The sequence below is a fragment of the Glycomyces rhizosphaerae genome (assembly GCF_042647865.1).
Lineage (GTDB): Bacteria > Actinomycetota > Actinomycetes > Mycobacteriales > Micromonosporaceae > Glycomyces > Glycomyces rhizosphaerae.
The window spans coordinates 768,306-787,707 of the sequence record NZ_JBHRWO010000010.1 but is presented as its reverse complement, the minus strand read 5'-3'; the positions used below and the strand labels follow the sequence as shown (position 1 = coordinate 787,707).

21 protein-coding genes are annotated in these 19,402 nt (G+C 68.4%); 11 read left to right on the top strand and 10 right to left on the bottom strand.

Translation table 11 applies throughout. The features are described from left to right. Window positions 1-34: 34 nt before the first annotated feature. The 5 genes from ACFO8M_RS13425 (at window position 35) to ACFO8M_RS13405 (ending at window position 5,122) form a co-directional block, all read left to right on the top strand. Entirely contained in the window at window positions 35-1,072 is a 1,038-nt protein-coding gene (locus ACFO8M_RS13425) for a hypothetical protein (RefSeq protein WP_387975901.1), read from the top strand. A 115-nt stretch (window positions 1,073-1,187) separates the two neighbouring features. Further along, window positions 1,188-1,634: a cobalamin B12-binding domain-containing protein gene (locus tag ACFO8M_RS13420; RefSeq protein WP_387975898.1), complete on the top strand. Its 447-nt coding sequence runs from the start codon at window positions 1,188-1,190 to the stop codon at window positions 1,632-1,634. 553 nt (window positions 1,635-2,187) lie between these two features. Further along, window positions 2,188-3,366, top strand: coding sequence for an ADP-forming succinate--CoA ligase subunit beta (gene sucC / locus ACFO8M_RS13415; protein ID WP_387975896.1), 1,179 nt, complete (start codon window positions 2,188-2,190; stop codon window positions 3,364-3,366). A gap of 4 nt (window positions 3,367-3,370) precedes the next feature. Beyond that, window positions 3,371-4,258 (top strand): succinate--CoA ligase subunit alpha, encoded by an 888-nt coding sequence (gene sucD, locus ACFO8M_RS13410; RefSeq protein ID WP_387975893.1) that lies wholly within the window; start codon window positions 3,371-3,373, stop codon window positions 4,256-4,258. Between the two features lie 126 nt (window positions 4,259-4,384). Further along, window positions 4,385-5,122 carry a hypothetical protein gene (locus tag ACFO8M_RS13405; RefSeq protein ID WP_387975890.1) on the top strand — a complete coding sequence of 246 codons (738 nt, stop codon included), beginning with the start codon at window positions 4,385-4,387 and terminating at the stop codon, window positions 5,120-5,122. A gap of 4 nt (window positions 5,123-5,126) precedes the next feature. Here ACFO8M_RS13405 and ACFO8M_RS13400 read toward each other — a convergent pair whose 3' ends face one another. Continuing rightward, window positions 5,127-5,612, bottom strand: a complete 486-nt coding sequence (locus ACFO8M_RS13400; RefSeq protein WP_387975887.1) for a cupin domain-containing protein — start codon at window positions 5,610-5,612, stop codon at window positions 5,127-5,129. Between the two features lie 171 nt (window positions 5,613-5,783). On the opposite strand from ACFO8M_RS13400, the gene ACFO8M_RS13395 reads away from it, so the two are divergent. Further along, window positions 5,784-7,019, top strand: a complete 1,236-nt coding sequence (locus ACFO8M_RS13395) for a metal-dependent hydrolase family protein (RefSeq protein WP_387975884.1) — start codon at window positions 5,784-5,786, stop codon at window positions 7,017-7,019. A gap of 43 nt (window positions 7,020-7,062) precedes the next feature. On the opposite strand, the gene ACFO8M_RS13390 is transcribed toward ACFO8M_RS13395, so the two are convergent. After that, window positions 7,063-7,608, bottom strand: a complete 546-nt coding sequence (locus ACFO8M_RS13390) for a hypothetical protein (protein ID WP_387975881.1) — start codon at window positions 7,606-7,608, stop codon at window positions 7,063-7,065. 191 nt (window positions 7,609-7,799) lie between these two features. Here ACFO8M_RS13390 and ACFO8M_RS13385 point away from each other — a divergent pair, with 191 nt between their 5' ends. The 5 genes from ACFO8M_RS13385 to ACFO8M_RS13365 are packed head-to-tail and all read left to right on the top strand — an operon-like array spanning window position 7,800 to window position 10,067. Continuing rightward, on the top strand, window positions 7,800-8,228 hold the full coding sequence (locus ACFO8M_RS13385; RefSeq protein ID WP_387975878.1) for a YbaB/EbfC family nucleoid-associated protein: 429 nt from the start codon (window positions 7,800-7,802) through the stop codon (window positions 8,226-8,228). Further along, the gene (locus ACFO8M_RS13380) at window positions 8,228-8,560 is read left to right on the top strand and encodes a hypothetical protein (RefSeq protein WP_387975876.1); all 333 of its coding nucleotides are present in this window, start codon (window positions 8,228-8,230) and stop codon (window positions 8,558-8,560) included. Before ACFO8M_RS13385 ends, ACFO8M_RS13380 begins: the two co-directional genes overlap by 1 nt. Continuing rightward, window positions 8,560-9,054 carry a WXG100-like domain-containing protein gene (locus ACFO8M_RS13375; RefSeq protein ID WP_387975873.1) on the top strand — a complete coding sequence of 165 codons (495 nt, stop codon included), beginning with the start codon at window positions 8,560-8,562 and terminating at the stop codon, window positions 9,052-9,054. The genes ACFO8M_RS13380 and ACFO8M_RS13375 overlap by 1 nt, the downstream gene beginning before the upstream one ends. Window positions 9,055-9,063: 9 nt before the next feature. Beyond that, window positions 9,064-9,591, top strand: coding sequence for an EndoU domain-containing protein (locus ACFO8M_RS13370; protein ID WP_387975870.1), 528 nt, complete (start codon window positions 9,064-9,066; stop codon window positions 9,589-9,591). Between the two features lie 32 nt (window positions 9,592-9,623). Beyond that, complete coding sequence (locus ACFO8M_RS13365) at window positions 9,624-10,067, top strand: hypothetical protein (protein ID WP_387975867.1); 444 nt, start codon at window positions 9,624-9,626, stop codon at window positions 10,065-10,067. Window positions 10,068-10,130: 63 nt separating this feature from the next. Here ACFO8M_RS13365 and ACFO8M_RS13360 read toward each other — a convergent pair whose 3' ends face one another. The 8 genes from ACFO8M_RS13360 to ACFO8M_RS13325 form a co-directional block, all read right to left on the bottom strand. Further along, a complete protein-coding gene (locus ACFO8M_RS13360) occupies window positions 10,131-11,129 on the bottom strand; it encodes an ABC transporter ATP-binding protein (RefSeq protein ID WP_387975864.1) in 999 nt (332 codons plus the stop codon). A gap of 53 nt (window positions 11,130-11,182) precedes the next feature. After that, on the bottom strand, window positions 11,183-12,271 hold the full coding sequence (locus tag ACFO8M_RS13355; RefSeq protein ID WP_387975861.1) for an ABC transporter ATP-binding protein: 1,089 nt from the start codon (window positions 12,269-12,271) through the stop codon (window positions 11,183-11,185). Continuing rightward, window positions 12,271-13,233 carry an ABC transporter permease gene (locus tag ACFO8M_RS13350; RefSeq protein ID WP_387975858.1) on the bottom strand — a complete coding sequence of 321 codons (963 nt, stop codon included), beginning with the start codon at window positions 13,231-13,233 and terminating at the stop codon, window positions 12,271-12,273. Before ACFO8M_RS13350 ends, ACFO8M_RS13355 begins: the two co-directional genes overlap by 1 nt. After that, on the bottom strand, window positions 13,230-14,237 hold the full coding sequence (locus ACFO8M_RS13345) for an ABC transporter permease (RefSeq protein WP_387975855.1): 1,008 nt from the start codon (window positions 14,235-14,237) through the stop codon (window positions 13,230-13,232). The genes ACFO8M_RS13350 and ACFO8M_RS13345 overlap by 4 nt, the downstream gene beginning before the upstream one ends. A 22-nt stretch (window positions 14,238-14,259) precedes the next feature. Further along, complete coding sequence (locus tag ACFO8M_RS13340; protein ID WP_387975852.1) at window positions 14,260-16,002, bottom strand: ABC transporter substrate-binding protein; 1,743 nt, start codon at window positions 16,000-16,002, stop codon at window positions 14,260-14,262. A 219-nt stretch (window positions 16,003-16,221) separates the two neighbouring features. Next, window positions 16,222-17,967, bottom strand: coding sequence for an ABC transporter substrate-binding protein (locus ACFO8M_RS13335; RefSeq protein WP_387975850.1), 1,746 nt, complete (start codon window positions 17,965-17,967; stop codon window positions 16,222-16,224). A 214-nt stretch (window positions 17,968-18,181) separates the two neighbouring features. Beyond that, the gene (recR, locus tag ACFO8M_RS13330) at window positions 18,182-18,778 is read right to left on the bottom strand and encodes a recombination mediator RecR (RefSeq protein ID WP_387975847.1); all 597 of its coding nucleotides are present in this window, start codon (window positions 18,776-18,778) and stop codon (window positions 18,182-18,184) included. A 125-nt stretch (window positions 18,779-18,903) separates the two neighbouring features. Then, window positions 18,904-19,242 carry a YbaB/EbfC family nucleoid-associated protein gene (locus ACFO8M_RS13325; protein WP_387975844.1) on the bottom strand — a complete coding sequence of 113 codons (339 nt, stop codon included), beginning with the start codon at window positions 19,240-19,242 and terminating at the stop codon, window positions 18,904-18,906. Window positions 19,243-19,402: the final 160 nt, after the last annotated feature.

The window sequence follows — 19,402 nt, the reverse complement described above, 5'->3', positions numbered from 1 at the left end:
GTCACGACCGGATCCGGCATGGAGCGTGGATGCAATGACTCCCCCAGACAATGAACGACCCGAAGACGAGGACGGCGGCACCTTCAAGTTGAAGCCCGGCGCCGCCGGCGCAGCCCCTTCACCGGCCCCGGCCGGCGAGGAACCCGGCCTCGACAGCACGATGAAGATCCAGCGCCAGGGCGGCGCACCGGCGGGCGCTTCGACGCCGCCGCCTCCGCCCTCGCCGCTCGGCAACCCGACCGGCCCGGCCGAACCTGGCGTCGCCTCGTTCGCCGAGACCACCGTGATGCCGCAGCAGGGCGGCTCGCAGACCGGCTTCCAGCCGTCCCAGCAGCCCCCGCCTCCGAACCCGCTCGGCAGCGGGCCGATCCCGCAGCCGCAGCAGCCTCAGCAGCAGTACGGCCAGCAGCAGCCCTACCCGGGCCCGCCGCCCGGCCAGCAGCCCCCGGGCTACCCGCAGGCCCAGACCGCCCCCCAGGGCGAGGCTCCCGCGGGCATCAAGCGCATCGGCCTCATGGTGCTGATCGCCGCCGGCGTCGGCCTGCTCGCCAACATCGTCTCCATCGCGATGAACCCGCTCGGCGCGGCCTTCGCGGTCATCGGCATCCTGTTCGCCGCCGCGTGGGGCCTGTACGGCTGGGCCCTGCCGCAGGGCAAGATCACTTCCGGCGGCCTGCGCATGACCGGCATCGTGTTCATCATGATCGGCGCGGGGTTCTCGATCATCGGCCTCTTCAGCTCGTTCGCCACCATGGCGATCTTCCCCGCCGCCGGCGCGATCGCGCTCATCCAGAGCCTCATCCTCGCCGGCGCCCTGGGCTACGCGAGCTTCATCTACTTCAAGGACCAGGCGGTCAAGGACTACATCAAGGGCGCCCCGGCCATGGCCGGCGGCTACCCGCCCGCCGGTTACCCGCAGCAGCCGCAACAGCAGTACGGGCAGCAGCCGCCGCCCGGCTACGGCCAGCCCGGTCCGCAGCAGCCCCAGCAGCAGCCGGGTGCGTACCCGCCGCCGCCTCCGGGCTACCCGCAGCAGGGCCACCAGCCGCCGCAGCCTCCCTACGGCGGTTAGGCCTTCCGCCACACGCCGGTCGCGACTAAGCTCACTCGTAAGCAACGGCCGCGGCACGCACGGTTCGCCAAGAGCGCCGTGGGTGCCGCGGCCTCCTGTACGAGGAGGTACATCAATGTCCGCAACTGGCGCACCGATCAGGGTGGTCGTGGCGAAGGTCGGGCTCGACGGGCACGACCGGGGCGCGAAGGTCGTGGCGCGCGCGCTGCGCGACGCGGGCATGGAAGTGGTCTACACCGGCCTGCACAACTCCCCCGAACAGGTCGTCGCGACCGCCCTCGCCGAGGACGCCGACGCGATCGGCCTGAGCATTCTCTCCGGCGCCCATATGACGCTCTTCCCGCGAGTGCTGCGACTACTCGATGAGGCCGATGCGCGCGACATCATCGTCTTCGGCGGCGGCATCATTCCCGATGAGGACGCCAGGGAACTGCGAGACGCCGGAGTGGCCGAGATATTCGGCCCCGGCGCCTCGACCCAGGTGATCGCCGAATGGGTGCGCGGCCATGTTCCGGCCACCGATGCCGCCTCACCCGATCAGGGCCGTCCTGCGGCCGTTTGATGGGCATCTGCCTGGGGAAACGCTTCCGGCAAAAAATTCTCTGAGAAGACCGTAACCGCCCGCGAGCGCTCTCGTTCTTATAAGTGTCGGACGCAGTGCAATACGGCGCGAGACACATCGGCAGCGGGCCGAAAGGCCGCTATTGAGAAAGGCCGCCGCGGCATCCGGAGTTCACTTCCGGTCGGGATCGCGGCAATACCGCACGGCTCATTGAGCTGTGCCACATACTGCCGATGCCCTGTCGATTGAGGGGTGGCGATAGGGCATCGTGCCTAAGGGAGTCAAGCCTTTGAGGGGTGGGCTTGATTCCCGCTAAGGGGACCGGACGCCTGAGGGGTGCGTCCGGTCCCCGCCTCTCTGCCCCCACCAGCCTCACGATCCGCCGCGCTCTTCGTGCGATCCGCGATCGCGTCACACCGGTCGCCCACCGGAAGCTTCGCCCGTCCGCTAAGGGTTACCCTGCGATAACGGGTACCTGTACGCCCTCTCCGCTCGCCGCGGGAGGGACAGGCCGCCCGGTCAAAGCAGACTAGCTAGCGGAGCGGACTCTACAGTGGATCTGTACGAATACCAGGGCCGCGCACTGTTCGCCCGGCACAACGTGCCGGTGTTGGACGGCGGCGTCGCCACCACCACGCAGGAGGCCGTGGCCCTCGCTGAGCGCCTCGGTGACCGGGTGGTCGTCAAAGCGCAGGTGAAGGTCGGCGGCCGAGGCAAGGCGGGCGGCGTCAAGCTCGCCGACAACGTCGACGAGGTCAAGACCCACGCCACGAACATCCTCGGCATGGACATCAAGGGCCACACCGTCGAGAAGGTCATGCTCACCGTGACCGCCGACATCGACGAGGAGTACTACTTCTCCTACCTGCTCGACCGGGCGAACCGCACGTTCCTGTGCATCGCCTCGACCGCGGGCGGCATGGAGATCGAAGAGGTCGCGCACACCGCGCCCGAGAAGGTCGTGAAACTCCCGATCGACGCCGGCGTCGGCGTCAACGCGGACATCGCGAACGACATCGTCACCCGCGCCGGGTTCCCCGAGGACCTGCGCACCCAGCTCGTCGACGTGTTCGTCAAGCTGTGGGACGCGTTCGTGACCGAAGACGCCACGCTCGTCGAGGTCAACCCGCTCGTGCGCACGCCCGAGGGCAAGGTCCTCGCGCTCGACGCGAAGGTCACCCTCGACGAGAACGCGGACTTCCGCCACCCCGAGAACGCCGAGTTCGAGGACAAGTCGTCCGTGGACCCGCTCGAGCAGCGCGCCAAGGACTCCGGCCTGAACTACGTGAAGCTCGACGGTTCCGTCGGCATCATCGGCAACGGCGCCGGACTCGTCATGTCGACGCTCGACGTCGTGTCGTACGCCGGTGAGAACCACGGCAACGTCAAGCCCGCGAACTTCCTCGACATCGGCGGCGGCGCCTCCGCCGCCGTGATGGCGAACGGCCTCGAAGTGGTCCTTTCGGACCCGCAGGTCAAGAGCGTGTTCGTGAACATCTTCGGTGGCATCACCGCTTGCGACGAGGTCGCCAACGGCATCCTCGGCGCCCTCAAGACCCTCGCCGACCGCGGCGAGGACGTCACGAAGCCGCTCGTCGCCCGCATCGACGGCAACAACGCCGAGGCCGGTCGCAAGATCCTCGCCGACGCGAACCACCCGCTCATCACCGTGGTCGAGACCATGGACGCCGCGGCCGACAAGGCCGCCGAGCTCGCGAACAAGGGGGCCTAGTCCAATGGCGATCTTCCTCAACGAGAACAGCAAGGTCATCGTCCAGGGCATGACCGGCTCCGAGGGCATGAAGCACACCCGCCGCATGCTCAAGGCCGGCACCGAGGTCGTGGGCGGCGTCAACCCGCGCAAGGCCGGCACCAAGGTCGACGTCGACGGCGTGAGCCTGCCGGTGTTCGCCTCCGTGGCCGAGGCCATGGCCGAGACCGGCGCGAACACCTCCGTCGTGTTCGTTCCCCCGGCGTTCTGCAAGTCCGCCGTGATCGAGGCCGTCGACGCCGAGATCGGTCTCGCGATCGTCATCACCGAGGGCATCCCGGTGCACGACTCCGTGACCTTCTGGAACTACGCCGAGTCCAAGGGCAACAAGACCCGCATCGTGGGCCCGAACTGCCCCGGCATCGCCAGCCCCGGCAAGTCGAACGCGGGCATCACCCCGGCCGACATCACCGGCACGGGGCCCATCGGCCTCGTCTCCAAGTCGGGCACGCTGACCTACCAGCTCATGTACGAGCTGCGGGACCTCGGCTTCTCGACCTCCGTCGGCATCGGCGGCGACCCGGTCATCGGGACCACCCACATCGACTGCCTCAAGGCGTTCGAAGAGGACCCCGAGACCAAGGCGATCGTCATGATCGGCGAGATCGGCGGCGACGCTGAAGAGCGCGCGGCCGAGTACATCAAGAACCACGTGACGAAGCCGGTCGTCGGCTACATCGCGGGCTTCACCGCCCCCGAGGGCAAGACGATGGGCCACGCGGGCGCCATCATCTCCGGTTCGGCCGGCACCGCCGAGTCGAAGAAGGAGGCCCTCGAGGCCGCCGGCGTCAAGGTCGGCAAGACCCCGAGCGAGACCGCGCGCCTCATGCGCGAGGTCATCGAGAACCTCTAAGGGACGCATAGCGAGACGAGGGCCGGACAGCAGTCCCAACACAGCTTGCGAGCTGCACGTTGGCACCGCCGTCCGGCCTTCGTCGTGTCCGGCGCCGGTCGTGCATGAGGTCGTTACGATCGGTGAATGCCCTCGACTCCTCCCGCCCCCGCAGTCCGGCCGCACTCGCGACCGGCCACACCGACCGGACCCGGCGCGGCCACGATCCCATGGGCGCTGCTGCCGATACTGGTCCCCGGGGCGGGCGCGCCGCTGGCGTTCGGCGTCGCCGCCGGGCGGCGCCCTTCGCCGAAGACCGTGGTGCCTGCGGTCGTCTACACCGCCGCGTTGGTCGGGATCTTCGCGTTCATGCTCCCGTTCGACGTCGGCGAGACACCGGAGTGGGCCCTCTGGTCCGCGTTCCTGTCGCTGCTGACCGGTACGTTCGGCGCCTCCGTCCACCTGTTCGCGATCCGCCGATATGTCTGGGCCCCAAGGGAGGCCACGGCGGCTCCGAAGGCGCCGAAGTCTGCCCCTCGCGAGGCGGGGCCGGACTGGGTCGCACCGGCGCTCGACCGGTCCTCGCGGCTGCGCGAGGACGCCAGGCGGCTCGCCGAAGGGGACCCGTCGCTGGCGAAGCGCAGCGGCGTCGGACGCCCCGACCAGCCGCGGAACCTCGACGACGGCGGACTGATCGATGTCAACCACGCGCCGGTGGAAGTGCTGCGGGACCTGCCGGGCTTCAACGAGTCGACCGCTCGCCAGGTCCGCGAGCGCGTGGACCGCCTGGGCCCGTTCCAGAGCCTTGACGAGGTGATCCTCGAAGTCGACGTCTCCCCCGCGTTCGAGCGGCATCTGCGCGAGTACGCGGTGCTCATCCCGTAGGGCGCTACTCCTCGATCCAGAAGTTGTCGTGGCGGGCGAAGAAGGCCCTGCGCTCCTCCTCGGACAGCTCCCCCACCGTCAGCAGGCCCTCGAAGTACTCCTCGCGCGGCGCGCCGGGGTGGAACATCAGCAGCATCGAGGCGGGCTCGCCGGACTCGTTGCGGAAGCCGTGGATCCCGCCTTCGGGGACGTGCACGAAGTCGCCGGGCTCGTGGTCGACCCACTTGGCGCCGTTGTAGATCGCGATGGTCCCCGAGAGGATGTAGAAGGACTCCGAGATGGTGCGGTGGAAGTGCGGCTCGGGACCGGAGCGGGCCCCGCTCGTGTTCCACTGGTAGAGACCGAACTGGCCGTTCGTGGTCGCACCGGTCGCGAGGTAGCCGACGGAGACGCGGTCCGGGTAGGTCAGGTCGGGCAGGGCCGACGCGGGCCGGAAATAGGCGCTCATCTCGCCGTCGTCGCCGAAGTACCTCGGTTCGGGATAGGTCACGTCGCTCGCTCTCTCATGCGCCGCAGGTGTCACCGATGTGGACGGGGCGCGGGAACTCATCGCCCGCCGGCCCGGACCCGCGTCCGACGGTACCGGGTGGTCCGGCATATTGGTACCCGGCGCTAGCCGTGCGGCAAGCGCGCGGAGCCCGCGAAGTGTTGGGAGAGGCCGATGACCGAGACCGTGCTGTTCGACCGGGCCGCCGTGCTCGATCCCGTTGCGGGCGTGCTGGTCCGGGGCCAGCGCGTGCTGGTGCGCGGAGAGGCGATCGCCGCCGTCGGTGCCGATCTCGCAGCGCCCGAAGGCGCCCGGGTGATCGACCTCGCCGGGAAGACCCTCATGCCCGGGCTCATCGACTGCCACGCGCACGTCAACGCCCACAGCGCGAATCTCGCAGGCCTGGCCGACGAGTCGCCCGCGTACGTCGCTTTGAAGGCCGCCAAGGAGATGCGGGAGATGCTGCATCGCGGCTTCACCACGGTGCGCGACCCCGGCGGCGCGGACTTCGGGCTGTACGAGGCGGTCGCCGAAGGGGTCGTCGAGGGTCCCCGCCTGTACTTCGGCGGCAAGGCGCTCTCGCAGACCGGCGGGCACGGTGACGGACGCCCGCGCGGCCGAAGTGTGCGCGAGGAACACCAGTGCTGCCCCGACCTGAGCACGGTCTGCGACGGCGTCGACGAGGTCCGCAGGGCCGCACGCGAACAGCTGCGCACCGGCGCGTTCCACGTCAAGATCATGCTCTCGGGCGGGGTGGCCTCGCCGACCGACCGGGTCGACTCGACGCAGTTCTCGATCGAGGAGATCCGCGCCATCGTCGAGGAGGCCGAGGCCGCCAACCGGTACGTCGCCGGACACGCCTACACCGCGCGGGCCATCAACCGGGGCCTCGCGGCGGGCGTGCGGTCGATCGAGCACGGCAACCTGCTCGACGAGACGAGCCTCGAGCTGTTCCTGGAGCACGACGCGTTCCTGGTGCCCACCTTGGTGACCTACCAGCGCATGGCCGTCGAGGGCGCCGCGCACGGGCTGCCCTCGGGCAGCCTCGCGAAGAACACCGTCGTCCTCGAAGCCGGGCTGCGGGCCCTGGAATCGGCCCACAAGGCCGGGGTGAACCTCTGCTACGGCTCGGACCTGCTCGGCGGGATGCGCCGGCACCAGTTGGAGGAGTTGACGATCCGCGGTGCCGTACTGCCCGCCGCCGACGTGATCCGCTCAGCGACCGTGACCGCCGCGAGGCTCCTCGGCGAGGAAGGGCGGCTCGGCCGGATCGTCCCGGGCGCGCTCGCCGACTTGCTCGTGGTGGACGGCGATCCGCTGGCGGACCTCAACGTCCTGACCGACCCTGAACGCAACCTGAACCTGATCATGCAGGGCGGCAAGGTGAAAGCCGACCGACTCCATTCCTGAGCCCCGACACGGCACGCCTCACCTGCCGCGACTGATCGGGACGTCAGCCTCGTTTGAGCACCGCCGCACCGGTCGCCCACAGCGTTGCCGCGCTACCGAACCCGGCCACTGCGCCCGCGAGCACGACCCCGCCGGTTCCGGCGGCGACGCCCGCGAGACCCGCGGCGATCATGGCGTACCCGGTCCACCGGTACTTGGGCTCGTCGAACGCGGGCGCCAGCGGGATGAAGTGCGCGCCGACGATCACCGCGATCGTGCCCGGCAGGAAGTCGGCGAGATCCAAAGCCCGCAACAGGAACACGGCCGCGGTTATGAGCACGACCTCGAATCCGATCCAGATGCCGTAGCGCCGCTGCCAGTCCTTCGGCAGTTCGCGGGGGCGTTCACGACCGGATTCGATCCTGGGCACCAAGACGATGAGCGCGACACTCACGGCGGCGGCCACCGCGAGTCCGATCCAATAGCCGGCTCCGTCGCCGAGCACGCCGGCGCCGCCGACGAACCAGCCGAAGCCGAACAGCGCGCAGATCGTCACGCCGTTGCGGCGCATGTCCCGGCTCATCTTTGAAGGGGCGGTGAAGGTTTCCACGGATCCATTGTGACGGAACGACACCAGCGCTCACGATCCGGTGGTGCCGACTGCAGTCGCTACGCCATCGCGTTGCACTGCTTGTTGACAACCCTGTGAACGAATCGCGGACCCCCGAATTGGCGTCGATTTGTTAAATTCGAGCGGTTCCGTAGCGTCATCTCGAGCCATCGCACCCTTGAGGAGCCTCAATGAGCGCTGAACCCAACGCATCCGGCATCACCGACGCACTCGCCAAAGCGCTCCAGGTCGCGCAGGACGGCCAACGCGCGCAAGAGGAGGCCGGCAACCAGACGGTCGAGGTCGAAGTGGCCGAGGGCATGATCCGGGTCTCCGCCTCCTTGGCGGGCAAGGTCACCGTGAGACTCGTCGATCCGCGCTCGGCCCGGCTCGGCGTCGAGGTCTTGAGCGAGGAGATCACGAACGGCGTCAACGCCGCACTCGACGCCGCCCGCGAGCAGGCCGGGATGCCCGGGGCCATCGACTTGGCCGGGCTTTCGGAGAAGGTCGAGGAGATGCAGCAGCAATCGGTGCAGCGGCTGAGCTCGTTCATGTCGAGTCTGGCCGACTCGCAGGCGAAGATCGTCCGGGCCGCGGCCGAAGCCAAGGGAGTCGAGTGATGGGGAACCTGCAGATCGACCCGGACGGCCTCGACCAGGCCGGGCAGAGCATCGAAGGGACCGCTGAGAAGTTCTTCGCCGCCGTGGACCGCTTCTCCTCCAGCATCGAAGGAGTGTCCGAGGCCTGCGGCAGCGATGAGATCGGCGGCCTGATCGAGCAGGCGCACACCGAGGTGTTCGAGTGGGCCAAGGAGTGCTTCCTGGAGGCGGCGCAGTCGATGGCCGACGCCGGATTCGACGTCCGCGATTTCGCCGCCCAGCACCTGGCCGCCGACGACGAGATCGCGCAGATCTTCACCCAGCTCAGCAGCGAATTGGGGGGCGGTTCCTGATGGCGATCATGCTTCCTTCGGAGCTGGCGAGCCTGCTGGGAATTCTCGGTTTCGACTGGCCGCAGTCGAACGAGGACAACCTGATGGACTTCGGCCAGGCCTGGATGGACTTCGGCAACGAGCTGTCGGAGATCGCCGGCGAAGCGGGCGGCAACGCCGCGCAGGCCTGGACCGACCAGATCGGCAAGGACATCGACGCCTTTCAGACCTGGTGGGAGAGCGAAGACGGCCCCGCGAAGATCCTCGACACGGGCTCGATCGGCGCGATGATCGCCGGCGTCGGCCTCATCATCTGCGCAGTCATCGTCCTATGCCTGAAGATCATGGTGATCGTGCAGCTCGTGATCCTGGCGGTACAGATCGCCATCGCCATCGCCCAAGCAGCGGTGACCTTCGGTGCCTCGCTCTTGCAGGTCCCGATCTTCCAGCAGCTCGCCCGCACGGTGGTCAGCAACCTCATCCAAGAGGCCGTCTTCAAACTCCTCGAAGCTTAAGGGGCAAGCATGGGAAGGAAGAGCGGTGGCAAACTCATCGGAGCGGCACTCGACTTCTTGAAGAAGGCCCAGAAGCAGCGGCCCGCTCGTCGGTTGCAGCGCAAGATGGACGATCACGGCCTCGAGCATGTGTTCAAGGGCCACACCAGACCTGGCAGGAACAGCGGAACTGGCTACCACTATCGGCCAGGGGGCAACGATATGCCTGACCGCCGGATCAAGCCCGACACTCGAAAAGATGTCGGCGATAACGGCGTCTACCAGGCAGAATCTGAGTTCTTCGACAGCACGATGCCGCCTCCTCCCGGACAATGGAAGCCTAAGGCCGGAGAGAACGGCGTTGCGACATTCTTCCCTGATGACTGGACCCCGGATCAAGTCGACCGGAGCATTGCATCCGCTTTTAGGAAGAGCAGCCCGCACCCGGATGATCCTGATGCCTGGATCGGAGAATCAGACGGTATCAAGATCATGGGATACTATGACAGCGCCGCGCCGCACGGCTATACGCACGGATTCCCGTATAAGGTCCAATAATCCCGAAGGGCACGATTGTAATGCGATTTCGCATGGACGACTTCTTTGGTCCAGTGACCGAAGACAAGGCGCCCGGACAAGAAGTCCTGGCGGGATGGATTGCCACTGATATCGGCCCGAGTTTTCGCGTCCTCCTCGATGCCCTCGCCATGATCGATGACGTTCAATCGGGACGGCCACCGTTCGAGGAGTGGTCCAGTGACGGCTACGATGTCCAGTTCAGCCCAAATGGCGTGACAGTTCAGTCGCTTCGCGGAAGTCGTCGCCGAGCCGAGTACCCTCTTGCCGAGGCCCGGCAGGCACTGGAGGATTTCTGGAGTTTCCTGTCGGGACAACCGGAACGCTCCAATGTTCGAAGGCAGTTCCGACCTGATCTTCCCGAGTGGAAGGCAGATCTGCTCCAATGGGAGCGGACCTGGAACCTCCGGCATCCGTATCGCGGAAGGCTGGGTATCCCGGCTCAAGGCCCGGAGTAGCTTTCGGTCGGCGTTACGGTCAAGGCGCGGACGGCATGTGCCGTCCGCGCCTTTCGTTTCTTGTTAGAGGTCGAAGTGGCAGGCGACTTTGTGGCCGCTGGCCGCTTCTCTCCATTCGGGTTCGACTTCGGCGCAGATGTCCTCGGCCCAGGGGCATCGGGTGCGGAAGCGGCAGCCTGAGGGCGGGTTTGCCGGGCTCGGCAGGTCGCCCTTCAGGATGATGCGTTCACGGTTGGCCTCGACCTCCGGGTCCGGTTGGGGCACAGCTGAGAGCAGGGCCTTCGTGTACGGGTGCCGCGGGTTCTCGTAGATGGTCTCCGAGTCGGCCTCTTCGACCAGCTTGCCGAGGTACATGACGCCGACGCGCTCGGAGAGGTGGCGGACCACCGCGAGGTCGTGGGCGATCACGAGGTAGGTGAGGCCGAACTCGTCCTGGAGTTCATCGAGCAGGTTCATCACCTGCGCCTGGATCGACACGTCCAGGGCGCTCACCGGCTCGTCGCACACGATCAGGTCGGGCCGCAGCATGAGCGCCCGGGCGATGCCGAGGCGCTGGCGTTGGCCGCCCGAGAACTCGTGCGGGTAGCGCTCCAGGACCGACTTGGGCAGGCCTACCGCGTCGAGGGTCTCGACGGCGAGCTTGCGGCGCTCGGCCTTCGAGCCGACGCCGTGGACCTTGAGCGGCTCCGAGAGGAGCATGTCCACATTGTGCCGCGGGTTGAGCGAGCCGAGCGGGTCCTGGAAGACCATCTGCATCTTGGACCTGAAGCGGCGCAGCTTCTCGCCCTTCATGGCCGTCACCTCGTCGCCGCCGAGCCGCACGCGGCCGGCGGTGGGTTCTTCGAGGCGGAGCACGGCGCGGCCGAACGTCGTCTTGCCGCAACCGGACTCGCCGACGAGGCCGTACGTGTCGCCCGAGTCGATGCTCAGGCCGACGCCGTCGACCGCCTGGACGTGGCCGACGACGCGTTCGACGACCAGGCCGCGCCGGATCGGGAAGTGGACCTTGAGGTCCTCGACTTCCAGGAGCGGCGCGGTGGAAGCCGTTGCGGTGGTTGACAAGTCCGGTTCCTCAGTGCGCTGCGAGGGGACTCGCGGCTCCGGTTGCGACGTGCTCATGCGACCTCCTCGGCCATGACGCAGCGGTGGGCGTGCACGGCCCCGACCAGCGGGGGTTCCCCGTCGACGCAAGGAGCGGCGACGCGGTCGCAGCGGGGTGCGAACGCGCAGCCGTCGTGCCAGCGGATGACGTCCGCGATCGAGCCGCGGATCGGCGTGAGCGGTTCGTGGATCGGCAGGTCAAGGCGCGGAATGGAACCGAGCAGGCCCACGGTGTACGGGTGCGTCGGTGCGGCGAACAGTTCGCGCACCGGCGCGGACTCGACCACGCGGCCCGAGTAGAGCACGTTCACCTCGTCGCAGATCCCGGCCACGACGCCGAGGTCGTGCGTGATCATCAAGAGCGCCGTGCCCTCGGTCTCCACGAGGTCCTTGAGGAGCTCGAGGATCTGCGCCTGGATCGTGACGTCCAGCGCCGTGGTCGGCTCGTCCGCGATCAGGAGCCTTGGGGCGCAAGCGACCGCGATAGCGATGAGCACGCGCTGCCGCATGCCGCCCGAAAGCTGATGCGGGTACTCCTTGAGGCGCCGGGCCGGGTCGGGGATGCCGACGCGGTCGAGCAGGTGCGCGGCCTCCTTCGACGCCTTGTCGCCCTTGAGGCCCCGGTGGCGTTCGAGGACCTCGGTGATCTGCCTGCCGATCGGGACGACCGGGTTGAGGCTCGACAGCGGGTCCTGGAACACCATCGCGAGGTCCTTGCCGCGGCGGCGACGCATCGCGGCGGGCGCGAGCGAAAGGAGGTCGGTGCCGTCGAACGCCGCCCGGCCCGAGACGTCGGCGCCGCTGCCGCGGCGCCTGAGGACGGGTGCGGCGGCCGTCGCCGCAGGCGGCGGACCGCTCGGTGCGGCACCGGCGCCGTCGGCCGCCTCCACGGTCACCGGCCGGCTCGCCGTGGCGGCGGCGGCTTTGCCGTTGCGCCGCTTCGGCAGCAGCCCCATGATCGCCAGGCTCGTCACCGACTTGCCGCAGCCGGACTCGCCCACGAGCCCGACCACTTTGCCCTCGTCCACCGAGAAGGAGACGCCGTCGACCGCGGTGGACGCGCCGAAGGCGACCCGCAGGTCTTCCACTTCGAGCAGTGCCACTACTCCTGCCTCCTCAGCCTCGGGTCGAGCGATTCGCGCATGGCCTCGCCCAGGAGGGTGAAGCCGAGCGCCGTGACGATGATGCCGACGGCCGGATAGATGGCCAGTTGCGGTGCGCCCGAAAGGAACCGCTGCGCGTCGGCGAGCATGGTCCCCCATTCGGCGCTGCCCGGGTCGGGATTGCCCAGGCCCAGGTACGAGAGCGCGGCGGCCTCGATGATCGCCGTCGCCAGGACCAGGGTCGCCTGGACGATGACCGGGCCCAGCGAGTTCGGCAGGATGTGCGAGACCACGATCCGTCCCTTGGGGACGCCGATCGCGATCGCCGCGAGCACGTAGTCCGAATGGGCCTGCGCCAGCATCGAACCGCGCAGCAGCCGCGCGAAGATCGGGATCTGCGCGACCCCGACCGCGATCATCACCGTGCGCAGCGACGGACCCAGCAGGGCCGCGACGCTCAACGCCAGCAGCAGCATCGGGATCGCCAGCGCCACGTCGACCGAACGCATGATGACCGCTTCGAGGCGTTCGCCCCAGCGGCCCCCGAAGGTGCCCGCCGCGGCCGCGACGCCGCCGATGAACGCCCCCGCGATGAACCCGATGAACGTGGCCACGACACCGACCAGCAGCGTCTGGCGGGCCCCGACGATCATGCGGGAGAACATGTCCCGGCCCAGGTGGTCCAGGCCGAACCAGTTCTCCGGGCGCGGCCCGGGGAAGATGTTCTGGTTCAGGAACACCTCGCGGCCCCAGGTCTGCGCCGTCGGGTCGTGCGGCGCGACCCAGGGGCCGATGACCGCGACGACCACGAACAGGCCCACGATGACCGCGCCGATGATCGCCATCGGCGAACGGCGCATCCGCCGGATCGACTGGCGCCACAGGGAACCGGTCTGCGCGTCCCGCGCGGACGTGGTGGCCGCGACGAGCCGGTCGAGCTTCTCGATTTTCGCGATGGTCATTTGCGCACCCGCACTCTCGGGTCGAGCAGGCCGTACGACAGGTCCACGAGCAGATTGATGACCACATAGAACACGGCGATGACGAGGATGAAGCCCATGAGCGCCGGATAGTCCCGCTCGGTCGTCGCCTGGTAGACGAAGGAGCCGATCCCGCCGAACGCGAACACGCTCTCGGTCAGCACCGCGCCGGCGAACAGGCTCCCGAGCAGGAGGCCGATGATCGTGGCGATCGGCAGCATCGCGTTGCGCATCACGTGGCGGCCGCGGATCGTGGAGGGCTTGAGGCCCTTCGCGTCAGCGGTGCGCACGTAATCCTCGCCCACCACGTCGAGCACGCTCGCCCGCGTGATGCGGACGATGACCGCGAGCGGGATCGAGGAGAGCGCGATCGCCGGCAGGACGAGGTGCAGGACCGCGTCCCAGGCGATGTCGAGCTCGCCGGTGATGAGCCCGTCGAACACGCGCAGGCCCGTCACCTCCGTGAACTGGGACCCGGCGGTGAGCCGGAAGGTGGTCGGCAGCCAGCCGAGCTCTTGGGCGAACACGACTTTCAGCATCGCGGCGAGGAAGAAGATCGGGATGCAGGTGCCCAGCAGCGAGCCGGAGACCGTGCTGAAGTCGATCCAGGTGCCGCGGCGCTTCGCCGCCAGGTACCCGAGCGGGATGCCCAGGCCCACGGCGATGAGCATGGCGGCCATGGAGAGTTCGATGGTGGCGGGCAGTCGGTCGGCGAGCTCGGTGGCGATGGGACGCCCGCTCGACAACGAGGATCCGAAGTCGAGGCGGACGATCCGGCCGAGGAACTCGCCGTACTGGGTCCAGACGGGCTCGTCCAGACCCAGGGAGGCCCGCAGCGCCTCCCGCTGCTGGTCCGTGGCGTTCTCGGGAAGCAGCCGGTTCTCGGGTCCGCCCGGAAGGGCTTTGAACCACGCGAACAGCAGCAGCGAGAGTCCCAAGAGCGCCACGGACAACTGCAGGAGGCGCTTAACGGTGTAACGCAGCATGTTTCGCTGTCAGACGTTCCTGTTAGGAGGCGGTGGTGAAGTAGACCTGCGAGAAGTCCTCCCGCGTGAGCGGGGAGACGTCAGGCGGGTACACGTTCGCCGCGAACGCGATCGACGGCGGCGAGGACGAGATCGGCAGACCCGGCAGCTCCTCCATCACGGTCTCGTTCGCGGTCTTCCACAGCTCGACGCGCTTGGCCTCGTCCGGTTCGGTGTTGGCCGCGGCGATCGAGTCGAAGACCTCCTGGTTGTCGAAGCCCCACTCGGTCGAGGGAGCGGCGAACCAGGTGCCGAGGAAGTTGTACGGGTCGGCGAAGTCGCCGGTCCAGCCCAGCAGGTACAGCGGGCATTCGCCGCTGCGGGTGGTCGGGATGTAGTCGACCCACGTGATCGGCTTGGCCTCGACGGTGACGCCCGCGGCCTCGAGGTCGGAGGAGATCATGTCGAAGATGTCCTTCGGCGCCGGCATGTACGGCCGGGTCACGTCGGTCGGGTAGCAGAACGTGAGGGTCAGGTCCTCCGCGCCCGCGTCGGCGAGCATCTGCTTGGCCTTCTCGGCGTCGTACTCGTAGGTCTTGACGTCCTCCGAGTAGCCCTCCAGACTCGGCGGGATGAACTGCGTCGCCTCCATGCCGCCGGCGGGGAGCACGTTGTTCACGATGCGCTGGCGGTCGATCGCGTAGGATAGCGCCTCGCGGACCGCGTGGTCCTCAAGGGGGGCATGGCCTTGCGTGTAGGCGAGGTACAGCAGGTTGAAGACGCCGCGGACGGGGACCTGGAAGCCCGCCTCGGTGAGCCCCTGCGCGTCGGCGGGGGCGGCGAGGTCGTAGCCGTGGATGTCGCCGGCCTCGAGGGCCTGGCGGCGGGCGGTCTCGTCCGAGATGGTCTTGAAGATGACCGTCTTGACCTTGGCGGGCTCGCCGAAGTAGTCGTCGTTGCGCGTCAGGACGACCTCTTGCGAGCTGTGGTCCCAGTTCTCGAGCTTGTAGGGCCCGGTGCCGGCGAGGGTGCCGACGGTCTGGGTGTACTCCGGCAGCGGCGAGTCGGCCGCGGGGAGCGCCACGTCGGCGACCGCGTCGATCGACTGCGGGCTGATGATCGAGAGCGATTCGAGGGTGAACGCGCCCGGGAAGCTCGAGGTGTACTTGCTCAAGCTGATGGTCGCGTCAAGACCGTCTGCGGTGCAGCCCTTGTAGATCGACTCGGTCTCAACACCCATCGCCGGGTCGTTCTCGGCGAAGCCGCCGAACACCGACGAGTAGTAGTACGTGAAGTTCGGGGACTGGAAGCCGCCCTTGAAGTTCGCCCAGCGCTCGAAGTTCTTGCACACCGCGGCGCCGTCGAGGACGGCGCCGTCGTGGAAGGTCACGCCCTCACGCAGGTGGAACGTCCACTCCGTACCTTCTTCGTTCTGCTCGTAGGACTCGGCGAGACCGGGGACGGTGTCGGTGCAGTCGGCGTCGAGGAGCGTGTCGAAGACCTGGCGGTTGACACGGAAGGTCTCACCGTCGGAGGCGAGGATCGGGTCGAGGCTGGTGGGGTCGCCGGGCGTGCCGAAGACGAAGGGCTGCGACTCGTTGAGCGCCGCGTCGGCCTCGGGGGTGCCGTCGGTGCGTTCGGGACACGAGAAGTCGAAGTCCTCGGCGGTGTCGGCGTCGCCGCCGCCATCGCCGTCGGAGCCGCAGGCAGTGAACAGGCCCAAGGCCATGGCGGCGCCGGCCGCTGCGGCGAGGGCGCGCCTGATTGGGGTTGGTGACGTGCGCATAGGTTGTTCACCCGTCGGTCGTTGGGTATTCGGAGGTTTCTACAGAGTATGGTGCCGTGAGCTACGCCACCGTTGTGCGTTATCGAACCGTGATGTTATTGACGGCTATCGTTACCGAAGTGTCGGAACCGTCCCCCACCGCTGAAACGTTGCGCCACAGCGCGATCGCGTCGAATGCAAAACCGCCGGGCCGCCTGGGCGGACGACCCGGCGGGCACGCTACGACCCGGTGAAGTACACCTGCGCGAAGTCCTCCGCGGTCATCGGCGAGACGTCAGGCGGATACACGTTGGGCGCGAAAGCGATCGACGGCGGCGAGTTCGAGATCGGCAGACCCGGGAGCTCCGCCATGATCAACTCGTTGGCGGCCTTCCACAGTTCGACGCGCTTCGCCGCGTCCGGTTCGGAGTTCGCCGCGGCCACAGCCTCGAACATCTCCGCATCGCTGAAGCCCCACTCGGAACTCTCACGGGCGAACCAGTTCCCGAGGAAGTTGTACGGATCGGCGTAGTCGCCCGTCCAGCCGATGATGTACGCCGGGCACTCCCCCGCGCGGGTGCTCGTGAGGTAGTCGACCCACGTGATCGGCCGGGCCTCCACCGTGACCCCTGCAGCCTCCAGATCGGACGTGATCATGTCGAAGATGTCCTTCGGGGCGGGCATGTACGGACGCGACACATCGGTCGGATAGCAGAACTCGAGCGTCAAGTCCTCCTGGCCGGCCTCGGCCAGCAGCTCCTTGGCCTTCTCCGTGTCGTAGTCGTAGGTCGCCACGTCCTCAGACCAGCCGTCGAGACTCGGCGGGATGAACTGCGTGGCGACGCCGCCGCCGGGCGGCAGGATCGAGTCGACGATGCGCTGGCGGTCGACCGCGTGGGCGAGCGCCTCGCGGACCGCGTGGTCCTGCAGCGGTTCGTACTCCTGCTGGAACGCCATGTACAGCACGTTGAACACGCCGCGGACGGGCACCTGGTAACCGGCGTCGAGCAGCGGCTGGACGTCGGCGGGCGCGGCGAGGTCGTAGCCGTGGATGTCGCCCGCCTCCAGGGCTTGGCGGCGGGCGGTCTCGTCGGGGATCGTGCTGAAGATCAGGGTCTTGACCCCGGCCTTCTCGCCCCAGTAGGCCTCGTTGCGCGCCAAGGTGACCGAGCCCTCGGAGTGGTCCCATTCGGTGAGGGTGAACGGGCCGGTGCCGGCGAGCGCGCCGACCTCCTGCGTGTAAGCGGGGAGGGGGTCGTCGGCGGACGCGATGGCGACGTCCGCGACCGCCTCGATCGACTTGGGACTGATGATGGCCAGCGCCCGCTGCGTGAACGCGCCGGGGAAGCTGGAGGTGTACTTGCTGAGGCTGATGGTCGCGTCGAGGCCGTCGGCGGCGCAGCCCTCGTAGATCGACTCGGTCTCGATCCCGCTCTCCGGGTCGTTCTCGGCGAAGCCGCCGAACGCGTTCGAGTAGTAGTAGGTGAAGTTCGGCGATTGGAAGCCGCCCTTGAAGTTCGCCCACCGGTCGAAGTTCGCGCAGACCGCCGCGCCGTCGAGGGCCTCGCCGTCATGGAAGACGACGCCTTCGCGCAGATGGAAGGTCCAGGCGGTGCCCTCCTCGTTCTGCTCCCAGGACTCGGCCAGGCCGGGCGAGGGGGTGGTGCAGTCGGTGTCGAGGAGGGTCTCGTAGATCTGGTGGGTGACGCGGAAGGTCTCGCCGTCGCGGGCGAACACCGGGTCCATCGTGGAGGGATCGCCGGGGGTGCCGAACACGAACGGGGTCTCCTCATTCGCGGTCGCGTCGGCGGCCGGTTCGCCGTCGGTGCGCTCGGGGCAGGAGAAGTCGAAGTCCTCGGCGGTCTGGGCGCCCTCGGCGGTCCCGCCGTCGGATCCGCAGGCGGCGAGCGCTGACAAGCCGAGGACGGCCGCGGCGGCAAGAGCGGTGGCGCGCCAGGTCGCAGGGGGCGGGGAGGCGTACTGCAAGTGATCACCAACCAGTCATCGGGCTTTCGGAAGTCCGAGACTAGGGTCGGGTCGTTTCACCGCCGTTACGAACGAAGGTTCGCGCGCTATCGCGCGCTAGTCGTTACAGTTTGCACATTCGCCACAATCACGGCACTTACCGTGAACATGGCGCCGCATGATGGTGGCGGCCTTCTGAAGGCCGGGGACGGTGGGCGTTCTGAGGAAGGCCGACTCAGTCGACGTCGCGGCGGCCGGAGAAGGCGCGCCCGAGGGTCACCTCGTCGGCGTACTCGAGGTCGCCGCCGACGGGCAGGCCGCTGGCCAGGCGGGTCACCTTGAACCCCATGGGCTTCACCAGCATCGCCAGATATGTGGCAGTGGCCTCGCCCTCGGTGTTCGGGTCGGTGGCGAGGATCAGCTCCTTCGTCTCTCCCTTTTGGAGGCGAATCATGAGCTGGCGGATCCGCAGGTCGTCGGGGCCGATGCCCTCCAGCGGGTTGATCGCACCGCCGAGCACGTGGTAGCAGCCGCGGAACTCGCCGGTCCGCTCGACGGCGAGGACGTCCTTGGGCTCCTCGACGACGCAGATGAGCGTCTCGGAGCGACGGGGGTCGCGGCAGATGGCGCACTGCTCGGCCTCGGTGACGTTGCCGCAGGTCTCGCAGAACCGGACCTGCGCCTTGACGCGCTCGAGCGCGGAGGTGAGGCGCTCGACGTCCGCGCTCTCGGAGGCGAGCAGGTGGAAGGCGAGCCGCTGGGCGCTCTTCGGCCCGATGCCCGGAAGCTGCCCCAGCTCCTCGATGAGGTCGCCCAATGCCCCGTCGTACAAGGATTTCTCTTTTCCTGCGGCTCGAAAGTGGTCGGTGTGCAAGCGGTGGCTGCGCAGCGGGCCGTCTCAGGTGGTCCCGAACGCGCGATTCGCCCGGTTGTCGTTGCGGCCCTGGCGTTACCGGGCTACATGCCGGGGAGGCCGAGGCCGCCGGTCATGCCGCCGAGGGCGTCGCCGAGCGGGCCCATCTTGTCGGCGGCGAGGCGCTTGGCGTCCTCGGTGGCCGCCTGGACGGCGGCGAGGATGAGGTCTTCGAGGGTCTCGACGTCTTCGGGGTCGACGGCCTTCGGGTCGATCTTGACGCCCTTGAGCTCACCGTCGCCGGTGACCGTGGCGCTGACGAGCCCGCCGCCCGCGGAAGCGGTGACCTCGGACTCGGCCAGTTCGGCCTGGGCCTGCATCATGTCGGCCTGCATCTGCTGCGCCTGCTGCAGCAGCTTCTGCATGTCTCCGCCTGGGAACATCTCGCTCACTCCTCGCCGGTCGGCTCCGGGTTTCTTGGTGTCCCGCCAGCCTAGCCGCCTGGCCGGTGTGGGCTGTGGTGGCGGGGCGGTCGGGCTGGTGCGCCCGGCCGCCCCGCGCGATCTCCGCGGAGGGAGGCACCTGGCGGGGGCCGCGCGCGGG